This window comes from Candidatus Thiodiazotropha sp. LNASS1, from assembly GCF_964212655.1.
GTDB lineage: Bacteria > Pseudomonadota > Gammaproteobacteria > Chromatiales > Chromatiaceae > Thiodiazotropha.
Genome location: NZ_OZ156465.1, coordinates 4,246,952 through 4,265,477, shown reverse-complemented (window position 1 = coordinate 4,265,477; position 18,526 = coordinate 4,246,952). Strand labels below are relative to the sequence as shown.

The 18,526-nt window shown below is 53.8% G+C and carries 21 protein-coding genes and 1 pseudogene; 15 read left to right on the top strand and 7 right to left on the bottom strand.

Going from position 1 to position 18,526, the window contains the following annotated elements:
* Nucleotides 1-678: 678 nt before the first annotated feature.
* A complete protein-coding gene (locus AB8516_RS19010) occupies nucleotides 679-1,182 on the bottom strand; it encodes a GNAT family N-acetyltransferase (protein WP_369162747.1) in 504 nt (167 codons plus the stop codon).
* Nucleotides 1,183-1,293: 111 nt separating this feature from the next.
* On the opposite strand from AB8516_RS19010, the gene AB8516_RS19005 reads away from it, so the two are divergent.
* Both AB8516_RS19005 and AB8516_RS19000 read left to right on the top strand, forming a co-directional pair.
* The gene (locus AB8516_RS19005) at nucleotides 1,294-1,962 is read left to right on the top strand and encodes a site-specific integrase (protein ID WP_369162746.1); all 669 of its coding nucleotides are present in this window, start codon (nucleotides 1,294-1,296) and stop codon (nucleotides 1,960-1,962) included.
* Nucleotides 1,925-2,092: pseudogene (locus tag AB8516_RS19000) on the top strand (tyrosine-type recombinase/integrase); the annotation flags it as partial. The gene AB8516_RS19005 and the pseudogene AB8516_RS19000, both read left to right, overlap by 38 nt.
* Before the next feature lie 104 nt (nucleotides 2,093-2,196).
* On the opposite strand, the gene moaB reads toward AB8516_RS19000, so the two are convergent.
* The 5 genes from moaB to AB8516_RS18975 form a co-directional block, all read right to left on the bottom strand.
* Nucleotides 2,197-2,718 carry a molybdenum cofactor biosynthesis protein B gene (gene moaB, locus AB8516_RS18995; protein ID WP_108340957.1) on the bottom strand — a complete coding sequence of 174 codons (522 nt, stop codon included), beginning with the start codon at nucleotides 2,716-2,718 and terminating at the stop codon, nucleotides 2,197-2,199.
* Between the two features lie 210 nt (nucleotides 2,719-2,928).
* Entirely contained in the window at nucleotides 2,929-3,681 is a 753-nt protein-coding gene (locus AB8516_RS18990) for a toll/interleukin-1 receptor domain-containing protein (RefSeq protein WP_369162745.1), read from the bottom strand.
* A gap of 586 nt (nucleotides 3,682-4,267) precedes the next feature.
* Nucleotides 4,268-4,807, bottom strand: coding sequence for an HD domain-containing protein (locus AB8516_RS18985; RefSeq protein WP_369162744.1), 540 nt, complete (start codon nucleotides 4,805-4,807; stop codon nucleotides 4,268-4,270).
* A gap of 57 nt (nucleotides 4,808-4,864) precedes the next feature.
* A complete protein-coding gene (locus AB8516_RS18980) occupies nucleotides 4,865-7,021 on the bottom strand; it encodes a cache domain-containing protein (RefSeq protein ID WP_369162743.1) in 2,157 nt (718 codons plus the stop codon).
* Between the two features lie 14 nt (nucleotides 7,022-7,035).
* The gene (locus AB8516_RS18975) at nucleotides 7,036-8,448 is read right to left on the bottom strand and encodes a sigma-54-dependent transcriptional regulator (protein WP_369162742.1); all 1,413 of its coding nucleotides are present in this window, start codon (nucleotides 8,446-8,448) and stop codon (nucleotides 7,036-7,038) included.
* A 321-nt stretch (nucleotides 8,449-8,769) separates the two neighbouring features.
* Here AB8516_RS18975 and AB8516_RS18970 point away from each other — a divergent pair, with 321 nt between their 5' ends.
* From AB8516_RS18970 to glp, 6 genes are read left to right on the top strand one after another with little or no spacing between them, the layout of a single operon-like run.
* Nucleotides 8,770-9,630, top strand: a complete 861-nt coding sequence (locus AB8516_RS18970; RefSeq protein ID WP_369162741.1) for a substrate-binding domain-containing protein — start codon at nucleotides 8,770-8,772, stop codon at nucleotides 9,628-9,630.
* Nucleotides 9,630-10,331 (top strand): ABC transporter permease, encoded by a 702-nt coding sequence (locus tag AB8516_RS18965; RefSeq protein WP_369162740.1) that lies wholly within the window; start codon nucleotides 9,630-9,632, stop codon nucleotides 10,329-10,331. The genes AB8516_RS18970 and AB8516_RS18965 overlap by 1 nt, the downstream gene beginning before the upstream one ends.
* A complete protein-coding gene (locus AB8516_RS18960; RefSeq protein ID WP_369162739.1) occupies nucleotides 10,328-11,050 on the top strand; it encodes an ATP-binding cassette domain-containing protein in 723 nt (240 codons plus the stop codon). The genes AB8516_RS18965 and AB8516_RS18960 overlap by 4 nt, the downstream gene beginning before the upstream one ends.
* Nucleotides 11,047-11,640, top strand: a complete 594-nt coding sequence (gene mobA, locus AB8516_RS18955) for a molybdenum cofactor guanylyltransferase MobA (RefSeq protein ID WP_369162738.1) — start codon at nucleotides 11,047-11,049, stop codon at nucleotides 11,638-11,640. Before AB8516_RS18960 ends, mobA begins: the two co-directional genes overlap by 4 nt.
* Nucleotides 11,637-12,218 (top strand): molybdopterin-guanine dinucleotide biosynthesis protein B, encoded by a 582-nt coding sequence (mobB, locus tag AB8516_RS18950; protein ID WP_069127265.1) that lies wholly within the window; start codon nucleotides 11,637-11,639, stop codon nucleotides 12,216-12,218. Before mobA ends, mobB begins: the two co-directional genes overlap by 4 nt.
* The gene (gene glp, locus AB8516_RS18945) at nucleotides 12,178-13,449 is read left to right on the top strand and encodes a gephyrin-like molybdotransferase Glp (protein WP_108294638.1); all 1,272 of its coding nucleotides are present in this window, start codon (nucleotides 12,178-12,180) and stop codon (nucleotides 13,447-13,449) included. Before mobB ends, glp begins: the two co-directional genes overlap by 41 nt.
* A 38-nt stretch (nucleotides 13,450-13,487) precedes the next feature.
* On the opposite strand, the gene AB8516_RS18940 is transcribed toward glp, so the two are convergent.
* On the bottom strand, nucleotides 13,488-13,964 hold the full coding sequence (locus AB8516_RS18940) for a hypothetical protein (protein ID WP_369162737.1): 477 nt from the start codon (nucleotides 13,962-13,964) through the stop codon (nucleotides 13,488-13,490).
* Nucleotides 13,965-14,010: 46 nt separating this feature from the next.
* Between AB8516_RS18940 and AB8516_RS18935 the strand changes: the two genes are divergently transcribed.
* The 7 genes from AB8516_RS18935 (at nucleotide 14,011) to AB8516_RS18905 (ending at nucleotide 18,376) form a co-directional block, all read left to right on the top strand.
* A complete protein-coding gene (locus AB8516_RS18935) occupies nucleotides 14,011-14,217 on the top strand; it encodes a hypothetical protein (protein WP_069127268.1) in 207 nt (68 codons plus the stop codon).
* A 70-nt stretch (nucleotides 14,218-14,287) separates the two neighbouring features.
* Nucleotides 14,288-14,545 (top strand): hypothetical protein, encoded by a 258-nt coding sequence (locus AB8516_RS18930; protein ID WP_108294634.1) that lies wholly within the window; start codon nucleotides 14,288-14,290, stop codon nucleotides 14,543-14,545.
* 161 nt (nucleotides 14,546-14,706) lie between these two features.
* Nucleotides 14,707-15,444, top strand: coding sequence for a TetR/AcrR family transcriptional regulator (locus tag AB8516_RS18925; RefSeq protein WP_108294632.1), 738 nt, complete (start codon nucleotides 14,707-14,709; stop codon nucleotides 15,442-15,444).
* Complete coding sequence (locus AB8516_RS18920; protein WP_108294630.1) at nucleotides 15,437-16,732, top strand: AarF/ABC1/UbiB kinase family protein; 1,296 nt, start codon at nucleotides 15,437-15,439, stop codon at nucleotides 16,730-16,732. Before AB8516_RS18925 ends, AB8516_RS18920 begins: the two co-directional genes overlap by 8 nt.
* The gene (locus AB8516_RS18915; protein WP_369162736.1) at nucleotides 16,699-17,151 is read left to right on the top strand and encodes a hypothetical protein; all 453 of its coding nucleotides are present in this window, start codon (nucleotides 16,699-16,701) and stop codon (nucleotides 17,149-17,151) included. Before AB8516_RS18920 ends, AB8516_RS18915 begins: the two co-directional genes overlap by 34 nt.
* The gene (locus AB8516_RS18910) at nucleotides 17,148-18,065 is read left to right on the top strand and encodes an alpha/beta hydrolase (RefSeq protein ID WP_369162735.1); all 918 of its coding nucleotides are present in this window, start codon (nucleotides 17,148-17,150) and stop codon (nucleotides 18,063-18,065) included. Before AB8516_RS18915 ends, AB8516_RS18910 begins: the two co-directional genes overlap by 4 nt.
* 56 nt (nucleotides 18,066-18,121) lie before the next feature.
* Nucleotides 18,122-18,376 carry a hypothetical protein gene (locus AB8516_RS18905; RefSeq protein WP_369162734.1) on the top strand — a complete coding sequence of 85 codons (255 nt, stop codon included), beginning with the start codon at nucleotides 18,122-18,124 and terminating at the stop codon, nucleotides 18,374-18,376.
* Nucleotides 18,377-18,526 lie beyond the last annotated feature (150 nt).

Genomic DNA, 18,526 nt, shown 5'->3' with positions numbered 1-18,526 from the left:
GATCACCTATTTATCATCTGGGGTGATAATATCACCCATAATCAGGTGGCCAAAATAACTATACCACTACAATGTGAGCTTTTTCTTCTTTCCACGCTCGGTAGTAAAGGTACAAATAGGAAGCAAGCGCTATAATATGCAATAGAATGCCTGCCATTCCTTCCAGTGAAGCCCAGAATATGGACAAAGCCACCAGTACAATAAAGACCATCAAAGGCAATAAGATCTTCTTCACATTGTCACCCAAGAGTTCTTTTTCCTTACAACGCCGTTATCATCAATAAAGAAACTCCATGACTTTCTAATAATCCGTGAATACACATATACTCGGTGTATTTTTCCAATTTCCTTATCGCAGTATTTACTTAATTCAGGGTAGGCACGCAAAAGTTTTCCACTGCCTTTACTGAGACAATAGGGATCCTTTTTATTCTCCACTATCCATGTACCTGGCACTCGTTCCAAAACACTCACAGCTCTTGGCGTGGTATCAAATAGATATGTTGCTTCTATATATAATACCGCTAATATTACAAGTGCATAAAACACAATAGGAGTTATGGCGACGAACGCAATAAGTATTTTCAAATATCGAGGCATCTTTTTCCTGGCTAACGCCCCGGCTCACTGGGATTTTGCGCAGCGCCAGCGGAGCAAAATGTCCAGTGCAGCCGATTGTTATGAGCTGATTTTGGCATACAAGTGCTCATCAAGAAATATACCGTTTTTAAAAATTGCTTTTCTCAATACACCTTCTAATTCGTAACCGCACTTTTCCAAAACTCTCATAGAAGCTTTATTAGAACTAAAAACAGGAGCATACAATCTGACTATATTTGTATTAGAAAAAACATATTCAGTCATCTTTATAACCGCCTCAGAAGCTATTCCTTTACCCCATGAATTTTCTTCTAGCCAATAACCAATTTCTGCCGATCTTTTACTCTCAAACTCTCCGGCAGTTACCCCTATAGAACCTATAAATTTTCCGTTTACGTCTACTGCCTTAGTAAGGCCTTCTTTACTACCAGTATTTACCCACCAATTTGCATCATCAATTGAATATGGTTGTGGTATTCGAGATGTAAGAAACTTGGTTACATTCTCGTTGTTCAAATATAAAACAAGCGACTCAATATCATTCTTACTAAAGTCTCTGAGTATCACCTTATTTTTGCTCATAACCGTGTATATTGCCGGCTCTTTTTATCGTGTTATGCCGCTGGCTCCAAATATTGTGTTATGCCGCCAGATGTTCTCTATTGGATCTAATCGCATGGAGCGGCTTGTCTTATGGAAAAAAGAGAATCTTCCACAGATCCCAGAATTGAGATTTTCTGGAGCAGATACAGTGATGTACTGAAGCTTTTTCGCATCCCCGAGCGGTCCATTCCCTGGTATCGACGGCATATCGAGTTCTTCATCGCCGACCATCCCAATACGCGACTTAAGGAACATTCCATTGCAACTGTTGATGCCTGGCTGAGTAGTCTGGGAAGAAATCCCCATGTCAATGAATGGCAGTTCCGGCAAAAAGTCGATTCGCTCAGGCTCCTTTTTTGTCACTGCCTGAAATTGCCTTGGGCCAAACAGATTGAGTGGGACCACTGGCTCTCTGGTGCAAAAGCCCTCGGCAAGGATCATCCTACCGTGGCCAGAAGCTATGAAATGATCGAAAAGGCAGTGAAAGATCCTAAAAACAGATTGGGCAAGAAATTCCCGGATATTTACCGGAAATACATGATTTCCATGAGAATAGCTGATTATTCTCCAAATACCGAGAAAAGCTATCTCGCTTGGATCAACCGTTTTCTTGTGTTCCATTCCGAAAAGCATCCCTGTGACTGCGGAGAAATTGAACTGGCTTCTTTTTTAGAACATTTAGCGATAAACCGCAAGGTTTCCGGGGCTACACAGGGACTTGCACTCAATGCCTTGGTCTTTTGCCACCCACCTGCTTGAGTCGGGTACGGATATTCGAACTGTGCAGGATCTGCTGGGCCATGCGGATGTCTCGACGACGATGATCTATACCCATGTTGCCGGGCTGGGTGGCCAGGGGGTAAAAAGCCCGCTGGATAGAATCGGATAAAGGGGAGTAAAAGTCCGCCTTTGGGTAACCGGGACCTGGCTGCATGGCTATTCTGGATATCCACTTCTGGCCGATAGCGGTGCGGCTAGCTGCACCCTACATTTTTATTTGTCGTGTAATCTGGGCATCAGCTCCACCAGATTGCAGGGGCGCGTCCTATAGTCGAGTTGGCTGGAAATCAACTTGCTCCAGCCATCCATACAGGCGCCAGTCGATCCGGGCAGACAGAATAGGAAAGTGCCGTTGGCCACACCGGCCACTGCTCTCGATTGCAGGGTGGAGGTTCCGATGGTGTCGTAGGAGAGCACCCGGAACATTTCACCGAATCCGTCGATCACCTTATCCAGCAGGGGCGATACCGCTTCCGGTGTGCCGTCCCTGCCGGTGAGGCCGGTACCGCCGGTGGTGATCACCACCTGCACATCGGCATCCGCAATCCATTTTGAAACCACCTCGCGGATGCGGTAGATGTCGTCGGGTACGATCACCTTGTCAGCCAACCTGTGCCCCGCCTCCTCGAGAAGCGTCTTCAGCTTCAGGCCCGACTTGTCGGTCTCTTCCGTTCTCGTGTCCGACACAGTCAGCACAGCGATTTTCAAGGGTATGAATTGTCTTTCTTCACTCATTGATTTTCTCCGTTGGAGGCATGTGTAGGCACAACACTTTATCCGCATTGTGGCGGATGAAAAACCAATAGATATAGAGACAATTACTCTGCAGTATTTTGTGTGTTTTATCGTTCCCACGCGCCTGCGTGGGAATGTATATGGCAGCTGGCGTAGTGAGGCGGGATATGGGTTCCCACGCAGGCGCACGGGAACCAGAAAAAGTCTTGCTTAGAAATCGTAGATCGATGACAGGTGTTGCATGACCTCTGCTTTAAAAACCTCTTTGGGGTTTGCATCCGCCCCTTGGGTAAAGAGTGTTGGTGACCATCGCCAACCGCCGAATCCCAAATTGAAAAGCGACCAGCTGCGATCGTTGTGTGGAGGATCCACATGAATGCAATTTTGCTCGACACATCTGATCACATCTTCACGTGACATCTGCCATTGGAGTCTGGAGCGCTGTTCACCGACATCCACCAGCACGCACTCCATCCCCCGGTGACTGATGATCAACTCCATCCATTGACCGCCCGCGCGAAACACGGTCAACGATTTGTCAGGATCTCCGGCTGGTGGCTTGTAATCGATATCCTCCGGCAGATCCAGGGAACGCAACAAGGCGATCAATCCATCGTAGTTGTTGTTGTTCCACTCTGTTGCATTTCTTTCCCCCAGAAACCCGGGGATGTCGCAGTCATCCAGCCTAGCGATCTTGAGAAAATCCCGCCCCATGGCAAACTCCCTGGCGCGGGCCGCACCCACCTCAAAGGCCACCCAATTGGATTCCGCAGAGGCGTGCGAAAGCAGCAGGACAAAGTGATCTGCCTGTGCAACCTGGCGCAGGATCGACTCGATGTAGCGTTCGCCGCTGCTCAACTCTCTGTCCCACCAGGGATCCGCACCGCGGAATTCACACTCCTGGGCAAGTTGTATGGCTTGGTTTTTGTCTTCTCTGGCGTAGGAGATGAAGATTGTTCCCATTTTTCAGTTTCCTTTCTAGGGCCTGTTAACACTAATCCAATGCGCCCTGTTGTGCCTGAAAAAGCACCAATCAAGGCGCACCCCAAGGGCACTTCCTTCGGGGCGCGAGGAGAGAGGTTTGGTAATTCCAAATGAGCGACGAGCAACGCCGAGTGGCGCTTTTTCAGGCACAACCCGAAGGGCTGGGGCTGTTTTCGCCCCCAGCGGCGTTATCATTCGCTCATGTAGAATAACTACACCACGCTCATTCTGCCTTGCTGGGCACGAAAACAGCCCCAGCAGGGTGTATTGGATTAGTGTTAACAGGCCCTAGGTCAGCCTTGCCACTAGCATACGCAGAACGTTAGTAAGCTGTGCCCTGCGAGAAAATCTATAGTAGGCATCATGCAATGGGGGATGCAACTTGCTACGACTTACGTATTGTATGCATTCCCACGCTGGAGCGTGGGAACGAGAATCTGTGCTTTGGGGTACTCAAGCACCAGCAAGATTACTCCCCACAAGCCGCTTTATAGCTACTTGTGGGAGTAAGGGAGAGATGGTATCTACAAGAGATATTTGCGTTCATTGGCGTTTATTTGCGGACTTATCCCGTTGGCCTTTTTTCATAGGCCCGGTCGAAGATTGCCTCGAGGGTTTCGTGGGTTCCTCTCAAACCGTCGATCACCTCCTTGGCCCAGTCGAAATAGGCCTGACTTCGCTGCAGTGTCCAGCCGGCAGGCGGGCTTCTGTCGATATCACGCAGATTGGCGATCTTGTCCGCCAGCTTGACCAGTTTTGCCTTGTATGAGAGGGCGGGCGCATGCTTGATCTGGAGTGCCTTGCGCTCCAGTTTGGATAGTGTTTCGTCATCCGTCACTTCCATCACTATATCGGCGATGGCCTTTCCGAATTCGGCCTCGATCTCCTCAACCGTGGCATCGGTATCCTCGATGGTGTCGTGCAGCAAGGCGGCAATCAGGGTATCGGGATCGGTAATGTTTCCCTCATTGACAAGAATATCCACCAGGGTGATGGGATGGTTGATATAGGGTGACGCCTCGATATCCTTGCGCCGCTGGTGACGATGTTTCTGGGTGGCAAATGCCAGGGTTTTTATCAGTTGTCTTAGTTCCAGGCTATTCATTTGTCTTAGCGATTACTGATTCGATAAAGGAGACTATACCACCCTTCGCCTGTCCGCTCAGGCGCTCTGTTTGCTTTGACCGACTGACGACGAGGCTGCATCCGGCGTTTGCTCCGTCGGCTGAAACTGCTCCATCAAAGCCGTCTCCTCTTCCATCAAATCCGGCTCCTGCAGAATCCACACGCTGAACAATGAGCCCTGCCCCCGATCCGAACGGACAGTGATATCGCCGCCATACTTCTTGATCAATCCATAACTGACCGACAGTCCCAAGCCGGTACCCTCTCCCACCCGCTTACTGGTATGGAAGGGATTGAATATCATTTCAATCTGTTCCTCTTCGATCCCCATGCCGTTATCCTCAATCCTGATCACGACCCCCTTCTCATCCCAGTCATCGGTACTCAGGGAGATGATTCCGGCACTGCTGTCCAATGCATGGACGGCATTGACGAACAGGTTGACCAGGACCTGCTGCAACTCGTGAGGATTGATCTTGACCGGTCGTGAGGCATTCAGATCGATACGTATCTCGAACTGCTTCTGTTTACGCAGATAGCGAACCAACGCCAGTGTGTGTTGTACCACTTCGTTGACATCGATGACCGAAGGCGTCTCCGTGATCTCATCGGGACGGGCGTATTGCAACAGATTGTTGATGATATCCTTGATACGGAAAATCTGCTCGATGATCAGATCGATCTCGCCCTTCACCGGCGTCGCGTTGTCGCCCAGCTCCTCGACCAGCAGGTCGAGATTCCCCAGCATGACTGCCGTGGGGTTGTTGATTTCATGCGCCACACCCGCGGTCAGTTCGCCCAATGCCGCGAGCTTTTCAGCGGCAATCAGTTGAGCCCTTGTCTCACGCAGGATCTGGATCGTGGTCACCAGTTTCTGATTCTTCAGTTTCAATTCCGCAGTCCGTTCATCCACCTTCTCTTCCAGCTGATCGGCCCACTGCTGCACCTGAAGATTACGCTCCTGAAGCAGATCGAGCAGGAGGTCGAACTCGTTTGCCAATACCCCGATCTCGTCCATGGATGAGATCTTCCCGATACGTTTGGTATAACCCTCGCGGGTGGCGCGAACCACCGCCATCATCATCTCGAGGGGTTTGAAGATCGACTTGGCGCCGCTGATCGAAAGGATCGATGAAAACAGCATCAGCGCCAGAAACAGCAGAATCAAGACACCCAATGCCTGCCACAGCGCATTACGCGATGGGGACTCCAGAAAACCGGCGTAGAGCATGCCGACCCGCTCACCATTGACATCGATAATCGGCTGGTAGGCGGAGATATACCAATCGTTGACGACAAAGGCGCGGTCTATCCATTTTTCACCATCATCCAGCACTTGCGTACGCACCTCATCGGACACCCGGGTGCCCAGGGCCCGCTGGTTGGGGGTTCGCGGTACGTTGGTTGTTATCCTGACATCGTTGAGAAACACCGTGACAGTCCCGATGCTCCCCTTGGGCAGGCTGCCCGGGCCATATACCAGATCGCGTATGGTGTCGACGAACTTGAAATTGGCATTCAACAACACCCCGCCATCAAGCACGGCGACCACCTGCCCACGGGAGTTTTTAACCGGATAGAGGGCGCGAATCATCATGCCGCGGCCCTCGATACGCTGCACTGTGGGCCTCGCCCGGGGCGTATCGATCAGCGGCAGCTCAACCTGTTTGGCCAAACCGGGAGACTGTTCATCCAGCGCCTCCGCACTGAAGATCTCTATCTCAACACGGGGATAGCCCTGCAGCGCCACCAGTAGCGAAGGTGACGGGTGGCCCCGTTTCTCGGCTTCGCCATAGGACAGGAAGAGACGCTTGCCGTCCACGCCAAGCAGATGCAGGTAGCTGAAACCGGCCGACTGTTGCAGTTCAGACAGCTGCGCGTTGACGACCAGCCCGCTCTTCGATTCCAGCGCGGTATAGAAGGCATAGGATTCCGCCAGCCGGCCCAGGGTATTCAGATAGTCCTCCTGCAGGCGATGGAAATTGTCCTCCGCCACTGAGAGGTCGGTGTTGACTTTGATGAACAGCTGTTCGTAACTGAACTGGGATCCCCAATAGATGGCCAGCCCCAGCGCAATGGGCATGATCAGCAGAATGGGAAACAGCACCAGCACCAACAGCTTGTAACGCAAGCTGCCGCGTATCGCCTCGATGATCCTGAGCGGCTGGTTCAAGCGCTTAGGGCCTGTTGACACTCATCCGAAGGGCCCTAATTGACACCCCAGGCCTGGGTCTTCCGCTCCAACGTCTTGCGCGAGATACCCAGCACACGGGCCGCCGCGGATTTGTTACCGCCCTCCAGATCCAGGACCTTGAGAATGTGTTGCTTCTCAATCGCTTCGAGCAGCATGGTCTTACTCGGATCGAATGGCGTTGCCTGACTCCCCGCAGCCTCTGAACCCATCAGGCATAGACTGGGGGATTTGTTGAGCAGCAGACACCGCTCGATCACATTCTTCAGTTCACGCACATTGCCTGGCCAATCATAATCCAGCAATCTGACCAGCTCGCCCTCCCCCAGTTGCGGTGGCGCTATCCCCAGTTCCGCCGACAGAATCTCGACAAAATGCTGCACCAGTAGAGGGATGTCCTCTTTACGTTCCCGCAGTGCCGGTATACGTAGTGAGAGTACGTTCAAGCGATAGTAGAGATCTTCCCGGAATTCACCATTGCGCACTTCCTGTTCAAGATCACGATTGCTGGCGGCAATAATGCGCACATCCACCGGCACTTCACGATTGGAACCGACAGGACGGATGGTCCGCTCCTCCAACGCGCGTAGCAGATGGGCCTGCATGCTGAGCGGCATCTCTCCGATCTCATCGAGAAACAGGGTACCGCCGTTGGCGTAGGTGAAGAGCCCGTCACGGGAGAGATGGGCACCCGTAAAGGCGCCTTTGACATGACCGAAGAGTTCACTTTCGAGCAACTCCGCAGTCATGGCGCCGCAATTGACCGGCACAAAGCTGCCCGATCTTCTGCTCATTTCATGTATCGCCCGGGCTGCAAGCTCTTTGCCGGTACCCGATTCACCTTCGATAAGCACCGTGGAAGGCATCGGCGCGACCCGCTTTATCACTTCGCACAGGGACTGCATCTGATGGCACTTTCCCACCATGCCGGCACTATCGTAGATCTGCTCAACCTGGCGGCGCAGCACGAAGTTTTCACGCTGCATCTTTTGCCGTTCAAGATAGCGCTCCACCGCCGCGATCATCTGCTCCATACGAAAGGGTTTGAGGATAAAGTCCTCTGCGCCGGCACGCAGCGCCGCTATCGCCGTCTCCATATCCGCATGGGCGGTCATGAAGATCACACCGGTGACACCGCCCTGCGCACGCAACTCTTTCACCCATTCGACTCCGCCGGTCTGTCCCGGAAGCCGGATATCGGTAATGATCAGATCGAAATGGCAGTGTCGCCTCAACTCCTCGGCGGTCGCTACATCCTCGGCCGTTTCAACCAGCCCGAAATACTTGCGCAGTCCCTTCTGGAGAAAGCTGCGTATTCCCGGCTCGTCATCCACGATGAGTACGGATGCCATGCGTACGGGGGCGCCGTCCTTGATTGCATCCTGTTTGTCCTCAATCCTCTCCGCAAGTTCTTCTGCATTGATATTCATTGTGTTATTCCAGTCTTCAAGCTACTCATTACCTGAATCCCATGCCACACGATCAGGTTGATTATGGGTCAAAATGACTAAACCCTGTATCGCCGGTTTGCGACCATTTGTCTCACAATCGGTACACGATCACTTTATGCAAGTATGATCGATGGCCTATGAACGCCCGTTTATTCATTTTATTCCCGGTAACACTCACATAGTAGACAAAAGAAATCCACTGACTACTGCATCTGTCGACGCTGCCCGGCAATGCCTAATTGTGGCACTTCTTTTGCAGACGATAGATAGGATAGAACAACAACCAGAGGCATATAACCTATGTTTAATCGCCTATTTCGCTCCAGCATACGCTTTCTCATTGTTACCATTTTGCTAACTGCCGGTAACAGTGTTGCGGAAAGTGTTCAAAAACAGACCATTCGATTGGCGACCACAACCAGTACAGACAATTCCGGTCTGCTTGCAGATATCCTGCCAACATTCACCGAAGCAACTGGTTACCCTGTACACGTGATCGCCGTTGGAACGGGTAAGGCATTACGCATGGGGAGGGACGGCGACGTCGATCTGGTCCTGGTGCATGCTCGTGCGGCAGAGGATAAATTTGTCAATGAGGGTCATGGCGTCAAACGCTATGGGGTCATGTACAACGATTTCGTTCTGGTAGGTCCCGCCGATGACCCTGCCGGCATCAATCAGGCAAAGGATGCCATTACCGCACTAAGGGGTATTGCCGGGCATGAGGCAAGCTTCATCTCCCGCGGCGATGATTCAGGTACCCATAAGAAGGAGCTTGGACTGTGGAAAAAGAGCCATATAAAACCTGCCGGAGAGTGGTATCTCGAAGTGGGCCAGGGAATGGGCAAAGTATTGCAAATCGCTTCGGAAATGGATGCCTATACCCTGACCGACAGGGGTACATGGCTGGCCTATCAGGCCAAGTCGCCGCTGAAGATAGTCTTTGAGAGCGATCCCCTGTTGTTCAATCCCTACGGCATCATTGCGGTCAATCCCAAACGTTACCCGGATATCAACCATGACGGCGCCAATGCCTTGATCAAATGGTTGATATCACCTGACGGCCAAGCGCATATCGGCAATTTCCGGATCGGTAAAAATCAGCTCTTTACCCCATCCGCCGATGCCGGCGAGTACGCTTCTTTCGATCAACCACGTTGATGGAATCACTGGGCGACACCACTGTAGCGGCGCTAAACCTCCTGGTCAGCGGTAACCAGGAGTTGTGGGAGATTATCGCCATTTCATTTCGCGTCTCCGGGATCGCCATCCTGGTTGCGACGCCACCGGCGCTGCTGGCGGCGTTTCTGTTGACCTATAAACGCTTTCCCGGGCGACGGCTGCTGATATCGATCAACTCCACATTCCTCTCCGTCCCGGCTGTGGTGGTCGGCCTGACCTTTTTTATCCTGCTCTCCAGGCAGGGTCCGTTGGGGGAATGGAAACTGCTGTTCACCCAAACGGCGATGGTGCTGGGGCAGATCGCGCTCGCCTTCCCGATTCTGGTGGCGATGGGGCATTCGGCTTTACAGGCCTCCGACATTCGCGCCTGGGAGACGGCCCGCACACTGGGCGCCACACCGATCCGCGCACTGATCACGATCATGCGCGAAGCGCGCTTCGGTCTCATGGCGGCGCTGCTGGCCGCCTTCGGCCGCATCATCGCCGAAGTCGGCGCGTCGATGATGCTCGGTGGCAACATTCTGCACTATACGCGCAATATACCCACCGCCATCGCCCTGGAATCGAGCAAAGGCGAGTTTGCCCAGGGAATCGCCCTGGGCCTGGTACTGTTGACCCTGGCATTCTCACTCAACGCCCTGCTGCAACACATTCAGGGCAAGGGACATCCTGTAACATGAGCGAGTCGGTCATACTCAATGTGTCCACATTGGACAAGCGCTTCGGCAGAAGAGCGGTGCTGAACGGGATCGAGCTGACCCTGCATGCGGGAGAGTGCACGCTGTTGAGCGGCGGTAACGGCGCCGGCAAAACCACCTTGCTGCGCATCCTTTCAGGCCTCGAAAAACCGGACAGCTGCCAGATAACCATCGCTTCGGATTCACCCGGAACCTGGCGTCATTGCCGTAAGGATTTGCATAAACAGGTTCTCTATCTGCACCAGCAACCCTATATGTTCGACGGCTCGGTTAGATACAATCTCGGCTATGCCCTGCCCACGGGTTTGGACAAACATTCACGCAGGGAGATGATTGACAATGCCATCGACTGGGCCGGACTTCATCACCTGACCGACACCCCGGCCAAGTCACTTTCGGGGGGCGAACGGCAACGGGTCTCACTGGCAAGGGCCTGGTTGAGAAATCCCAGAATTCTGCTTTTGGACGAACCGACAGCCAATCTGGATCAGGAGGCTAGAGAACGTACCCTGGATCTGCTTAAATCCTTCAAAGAGCAGGGTATTGCCCTGTTACTCGCGAGCCACGATCCACTACACTTCTCTTCATTGATAGATCGGCAACTCCACCTCTATGAAGGACGCTTGGTGATGATTGAGGATAGTAAACTGATGTCCATACCCTCATCTCCGAAAGACATCACACTCAGGAGTACCGCATGAGTACGCAACCCGCGGTCACCGCCGTTATTCTTGCCGGTGGGCGTGGCCGGCGTATGGGCGGCGAGGACAAGGGTTTGATCGAACTGAACGGCAGGCCCCTGGTGCAGCATGTAATCTCCGCGATACAACCCCAGGTGGCGGCCATCCTGATCAATGCCAATCGCAATCAGGAACGTTATGCGGCATTCGGGTATCCGGTGATCGCCGACTCATTGCTCGACTACCAGGGCCCTCTGGCCGGCTTTATCGCTGCCATGCAAGCCGTAGCGACCGAGGATATGCTCACCCTCCCCTGCGATGGGCCACTGGTGCCGCCCGACCTGGTGGAGCGGCTTTACGAGGCACGCCAGTTAGCCGGTGCGGATATCGCCGTGGCCCATGACGGCGACCGGCTGCAACCGGTCTACGCCTTGATTCCCAAGCGATTGGCCGACAGCCTGCAGCGCTATCTGGACCGGGGTGATCGCAAGATCGACCTCTGGTATGAAGAGCACCGGGTCGCCCATGCCGACTTTTCCGATATTCCCCGCACCTTCATCAACGTCAACACCCTCCAGGAGCGGGACAACCTCCAGGGGAGCGCGGCATGATCGACTTCCCCATCCCATTATTGGGATTCAGCGCCTTCAGCGGCACCGGCAAGACCACCCTGCTGACCCGGCTGCTGCCGATCCTGAAACGACAGGGCCTGCGTATTGCAGTGGCCAAACACGCCAGCCACCTGTTCGAGATAGATCATCCCAGAAAGGACAGTTATGAACTGCGCAAGGCAGGGGCCAGCCAGATGCTGGTGAGTGCTCGCGGACGCATGGCCCTGATTTCGGAGTCCGACACCAAGCTGCCGGAGCCCGGATTGGGGCAGATGCTCGACTATCTCGATACCTCCCATCTGGACCTGGTGCTGGTGGAGGGATTCAAGAACGAGGCGATCTATAAAATAGAGCTGCACCGTCCCGCCCTGGGCAAACCCCTTTTATGTCATACTGATCCCTATATCATCGCGGTCGCAACCGATGAAGCAATCCCCGGTGTTCCGCACTGCCTGCCGATACTGAACCTCAATGATCCGCAGGAGATAGCCGGGTTCATTCGTCAATATATGCATCGATATGGAGAGAACGGATTAAATGACCAGCCAAGCCATCGGCTCCAGCGTCAGTTGTGCTGACCCGGAGGCACCCTCAACGCTCACCGTGGCGGCAGCCCGTGAGGCGATCCTCGCAACTATCACGCCGATCCAGACAAGCTTACGCCTGCCCCTGCGAGACGCCCTGAATGCTGTGCTTGCTCAAGAGATCATCTCGCCATTCGATGTACCCGGCCACACCAACTCGGCCATGGACGGTTTTGCCATGTCGGGCAGCGATCTGCCGCAACAGGAGTATCGGGACTTCAAGCTGATCGGTACCGCAGTCGCAGGTACGCCGTTCAATCAATCCTGCGGCAAGGGCGAGTGTGTCCGCATTATGACCGGCGCACCCATGCCGGATGGTACCGACACCGTTGTGATGCAGGAACAATCCCTGCTCATCAACGAGTCGCAGGTGCGTATCGCCCAAGGTCAGCGCCCGGGGCAGAATGTCCGCCAGGCGGGTGAAGACATCGCACAGGGCAGCGTGGTGCTCAGTCCCGGCAGACGCCTGACCCCCGCCGATCTGGGTATCCTCGCCTCCCTCGGTTTCGCTGAGGTCAGCGTTCGCAGACGCCCGAGGGTGGCTTTCTTCTCCACCGGTGATGAACTGCGTTCCATCGGAGAGCCCCTGGGGACCGGTGAAGTCTACGACAGCAACCGCTACTCCCTCTACGGCATGCTGCAGAGAGCGGATGTGGAGCTGCTTGACCTGGGGGTCGTCAAAGACGATCCCGATGCGTTGAGAGAGGCATTTGACAGCGCTGACGAAGCGGCGGACATCGTCGTCACTTCCGGAGGCGTCTCGGTGGGCGAAGCGGACTATACCAAGGAGATCCTGCAACAGCTTGGGGACATGCGTTTCTGGAAGATCGCCATGAAGCCGGGAAGACCCCTGGCATTCGGCAGACTGGGTAGCAGCCACTTCTTCGGCCTGCCCGGCAATCCCGTGGCGGTGATGGTCACCTTCTACCAGTTTGTCCTGCCCACCCTGCACTATCTCGCCACCGGCACACCCTACCAACCTACCACCCTGCTGGCCGAAAGCGACCGCGACATACGCAAGCGGGCCGGCAGATTCGAATTTGTACGTGGATTCCTGCAACAGCGGGAGGATGGCAGTTTCAGCGTCGATCCCGTGGGTCAACAGGGATCCGGTATCCTGACCTCGATGAGCCGGGGCAACTGCTTTATCCTGCTATCCGAGGATTGCGAAGGCGTGAAGGACGGCGATAAAGTGGTTGTTCAACCCTTCAGCGCCCTGATGTAATTCGATACAAGGGCCTGTTAACACACACCCGATAGGCCCTAGCCTTTTTCAAACCGGTCTACCAGGCGCTCCAGCATCTCCCAATCCTCATCGGAGAGCTTGCCCTCCATAGCGGCGCGTTCGATCCTGAGAATAACCTTTTTGGTTTTCGCCGGAAGACTCTGTTGCATCTGATCGGCTTTCAACAACAGCGCCTGAAGCGTTTCACTGTCTGTCTCGGCCACCCGGTCACGATGACCGGTGTAGTGATGATCGGGATAATCCCGGGAGGGATGTTGCAGATCCATGTAGCCATCGGCCAGATCAAGATTCCTCTCGATCCGCCTTGCCACTTCGTCACCCATATTGCGCCGGTCTGTGACCAATTGACTGACATGGGCCGGGGCCAGGCCCACCCGTTCCGCAAACTCCCGCTGGGAGCCGAAACGGTTTATCTGTGCCAGCAGATTCGACTTCCGTATTGTCCTGATATTGACCATCCCTGAATCATAGCAATTTGCTATAGCCACCGCCATGAGCAACTTGCTAATTTTTTAGCATGGTGCTACCATCAAACCCATCATGGATATGAAGACCTACATCGCAAAGGAAGGCCGCGACGCAGCCAGACGGTTGGCCTTTCTGTCTGGCACCAACTATATCTACCTTACCCAGATCGCCTCCGGCTTTCGCAAACCCAGCGGACGTCTGACACTACTCCTGGAACACCACTCCAACGGCAAACTGACCCGACACGAACTGCGGCCGGATCTCTACCCGGAAGCCTAAGCGATACAGTCTCACAGCATCCGAAACCGGTTGATACTAAGCGGATAAGTTGAATCATTGGAAGAACCTCATGCTCAAGGGAAGAGAGAAGAAAACGGATTCACTCAGCGATGAACTGCGCCGCTACTGCGATGATCTTTCGGAGTTCAACCAACGCTGCGAAAGGCTCTGCGAGGCCCTTGCCGAAATAGCCACCCATCACGAATCGATCAGCAGCTACGCCGTTCGCGGCATGCGGCACAACGCCAGCTGGTTGAAATACCGGATCAATGACTTCACCAAGCGTCTGCACACCCTTTACGAAAGGGCGCTTGATGAGCGGAAATAGCCATCAAGAAAACCGGGCCAGACAGTGGTTTACTGAAGTAGCGCTCCACAAAGGAGACAGATAATTCCATAACCACCCTCATTTTCAACTTGATTTTCATATTATTTAGTTCTATTTTATATTTTATGTATAGTATTTTCACATTAAAAGCGGATTGACCCATGAAAGTCAGTAAGCAAGAGAAGGCATTGACCCGTACGCGGATATTGCGCGCAGCCGTTGATGTGATCAGTGAAAAAGGCTTCAAATCAGCCTCCATGCGAGAAATCGCCCGCCGCGCCGAGGTGGGTGACGCCACCATCTACAACTACTTCCCGACCAAGGAGAGCCTTCTCTACGGCTACTGCGAGGAGAAACAGCGGGAGGTGGCCGAAGCGCTGAAAAAGATCGATGACTTCAACGAATATACCCTGCGCGAACAGCTGCAGCAGTTGACCGAGACCGAGCTCGCCCTCTGGTTACCGGACCGGGAGTTCCTCGCCGAGGTCTTCACATTGACCTTTTCCGCACCGGTTGCGGGCGCCGTCAATCTGGCAGAGACACGGCGTCTGTTCAATCGCATGGTGGAGGAGATGATCGATGCCGCCATCGAAGTGGGTGAGATACCGGACCAGCCCTACCGGGAGCTGCTGGCCCCGCTCTATTGGGACTACTTCACCGGCGTGCTCGCCTTCTGGCTGAAGGATGATTCCGAGGGTTTCGCCAACACCACTCAGCTGGTCGACCGCAGCGTGGAGATGATCGCCATGGTGTTGCAGACGGCGCTGATCGGCAAGGCCCTCGACCTCTTCTCTTTCATGTTTCGCAGCCAGATCAGCCGCCATCTGGAGAAACTGGGTGACTACACCGCACCCTGGAAACAGGCCAAGCGGCGCTTTATGGATGGCGGGGATGGCTGATTCCATCCCTACCGGCAAACTTGCGCGTACCGGTATCGCCGGCAGCGCCATGCTCAAGGCGGGAAGTCGACATCTCAGCCATGCCGCCAAGCGTCCCTTTCTGAGTGAGGCCGCACGTCACCAACAGCAACAGCAGCTCGATGACGAAACGGCGCGCATCCTGTTTCAAACCTTCACCCGCTTGCGCGGTAGCACCCTGAAAATCGCACAGATGCTGAGCATGGAGAGCAATCTCATGCCCGAGTGGTTTCGCCGGGAGATGGCCAAGTCCTACCATCAGGTCCCTCCCCTTGGGCGGCCGCTGATCCGTAAGCTGATCATGCAGGAGTTCAACAAGCCAGCCGAAGAGCTGTTTGCCCATTTCGACTCGAAAGCCTTTGCGGCAGCCAGCCTGGGACAGGTCCACGGGGCGACCGGCGTACAGGGTGAAAACCTGGCAGTGAAGCTGCAATACCCCGGCATCGATGTCACCATCGACAGCGATCTTCAACTGCTGCGCAGTCTGATCAAGCCTACCCGATATGCAAGGCTCCTGTTCTCATCCATCGACGAGATTGAACAGCGCCTGCATGAAGAGGTCGACTACCATCACGAGGCGGACAACAACGAATGGTTCAAGACCCGGCTTCGGATACCCGGCGTCAACATTCCCGCGGTCTACCGGGACTACTCGTCGAAACGCATCCTGGCCACTGAGCGGCTGCCGGGGCACCACCTGGAAGCCTGGCTCCACAGCAATCCCGCTCAACAGGAACGGGATCACTTCGGACAACTGCTGTACGATATTTTTGTCCACTCCTTTTACGGGCTGCATGCACTCCACGCCGATCCCAACCCAGGCAATTATCTGTTTGCCGGGGATGGCACCCTGGGTCTGCTGGACTTCGGATGCGTCCGCTACTATTCGTCAGATTTCGTCAGTTTGATGCCGGTCCTTTTGCATGCCTATATGACGCGGGATGCAGACAAAGTCATCTCAACCTACCAGCGACTCGGCATGGTTGCCGAAATGACAGGGGATGAGCTGCAAACCTTCTACGATCAGGTCCTGCAACCTTTTGGCGACTGGATGACCAAGCCATTCAAGGTGGGCCGATTCGATTTTTCCAAGCGCGAGACCTCCTACACCGCAGAGGGATGGCGGTCGTTTAAACAACTTACCAATGTCCACAAAATCAATGATCTTGCCAACGAGTTCATCTATTTCGACCGTACCTTTTTCGGTCTCTACCAAATCTTTGAGCGGATGGGCGCATGCATAGATATGGAGCATCGATGGTTGGTCTGAACAGGCCTCTGCTATGGGGCGGCTCGCTGAGCCTGCTGGCCGCTTTTCTTCACATAGCGATTATCATCGGCGGTCCGGCCTGGTACCGGTTTTTTGGTGCGGGAGAGCGATTTGCCCGTTTGGCTGAACGGGGTTCGCCGTTACCCGATATCATTACGGCCATCATCGCCCTGATATTGCTGCTCTGGAGCCTGTACGCCTTCGCGGGTGCAGGCCTGGTTCGCCGTCTGCCCTGGCTCAGATCAATCCTGATGCTTATCACAGCAGTCTATCTTATACGTGGCATGGCACTGCTGCCGTTGGCACTAATCATGCCGCAAGCTGTCGATAGTTTTCTCATCTTGAGTTCGCTGGTCTGCATTACGATCGGCATACTCCACTTCAGCGGTACGCGACAGATGATCTGGGAACTCTCATGAATGAAGACAGTAACATCCAGGCCAGTGAAAACAATCCCTTTACCCACCAGCAGCTGCCATTGGGCGTACGGCTGTTCCTGAACACCGCAAGGATAGTGTTCCGGGTCACCGGCTGGGTGTCGCCCCGACTGGCTGGCGTGTTGGCGCTGCGGCTCTTCATGACACCACCCAGGTTTCCGATACCGCGCCGGGAGATGCAGGTTCGCGAAAGCGCCAGCCTGACCAGGCATGAGATCCATGGCGAGACGATTGCGGTACGTTCCTGGGGCGAAGGCCCCAGCGTGCTACTCTGCCATGGCTGGGGCGGTCGCGGCACTCAATTCTTCGCCCTGATCGAAGCACTGGCGGCCGCCGGCTATCGTGCCGTCGCCTTTGATGCGCCGGCCCATGGGGACTCCTCGGGAAAACGCACCAATATGCTGAAGGTGGCCCGTGCCATCGCCGCCATTGCGGAGAAGGAAAAACCGATATCAGCCGTGATCGGCCATTCATTCGGCTGTGGCACGGCACTCCTCGCCATCGACCGATACAATCTCCCTTCCGATAAAGTCATACTGTTCTGCTGTTTCACCGACACCCACTGGATCACAGAGCGGTTCGCCGATGCCTTTTCGATCAGCGAGCCGGTCGTCGAGGCCATGCGCGAAGAGGCAATGCGGCGTTTCGCCCACCATTTCGACACACCCTGGGATTGGTCACAGCTGTCACCGGTGAATACTATCGATAAAGTCACTGGCGACCTGTTGCTGGTACATGACAGGCATGACTTTGAGGTCCCGTACAGTCATGCCGAAAAGTTGATGCAGATCGCTCCCAAAGCTGAGTTGCTGACCACTGAAAAGCTGGGACACAAGAAGATCCTCATGTACAAGCAGTGTATCGATGCCTGTCTCGAACATATCGGCGGAAATTAAGGCCTGTTGATACCGATCCTAATCAGTAAATTCTGGTATCCACTGCAACACCAGAGATGAAGAAGTTTTTGATATGTCATCATGCGCAAGATAGAAGGATTGTTATGAATATATTAAGGTATACGTTGATATTTTCAGTCGTATGTTTATTTGCCGGTTGTTCCTCTGAGGAAAATAACAGTAAAAAAACAAAAGGAGATGCGGGAGTTTTTCAAGGGTATAGAGATGTTATGGATAAGGCCGAAAATGTTGAGCAGACCCTCATACAGGCCAACAAGGAAAGAAGAGAGGAAATAGACCGACAACAATAGGTTGATTAGGGATCAATTAACCCGGTTACAGGCATAGCGTAAAAAAAAGAAATGTCTGTATTCTCATGGTCACCATTTAATATTTCGCTCAATATGCTGAAAATAAAGCCGGCCCCTATAAACCAATAAAAAATCGAAACGAACACCTGA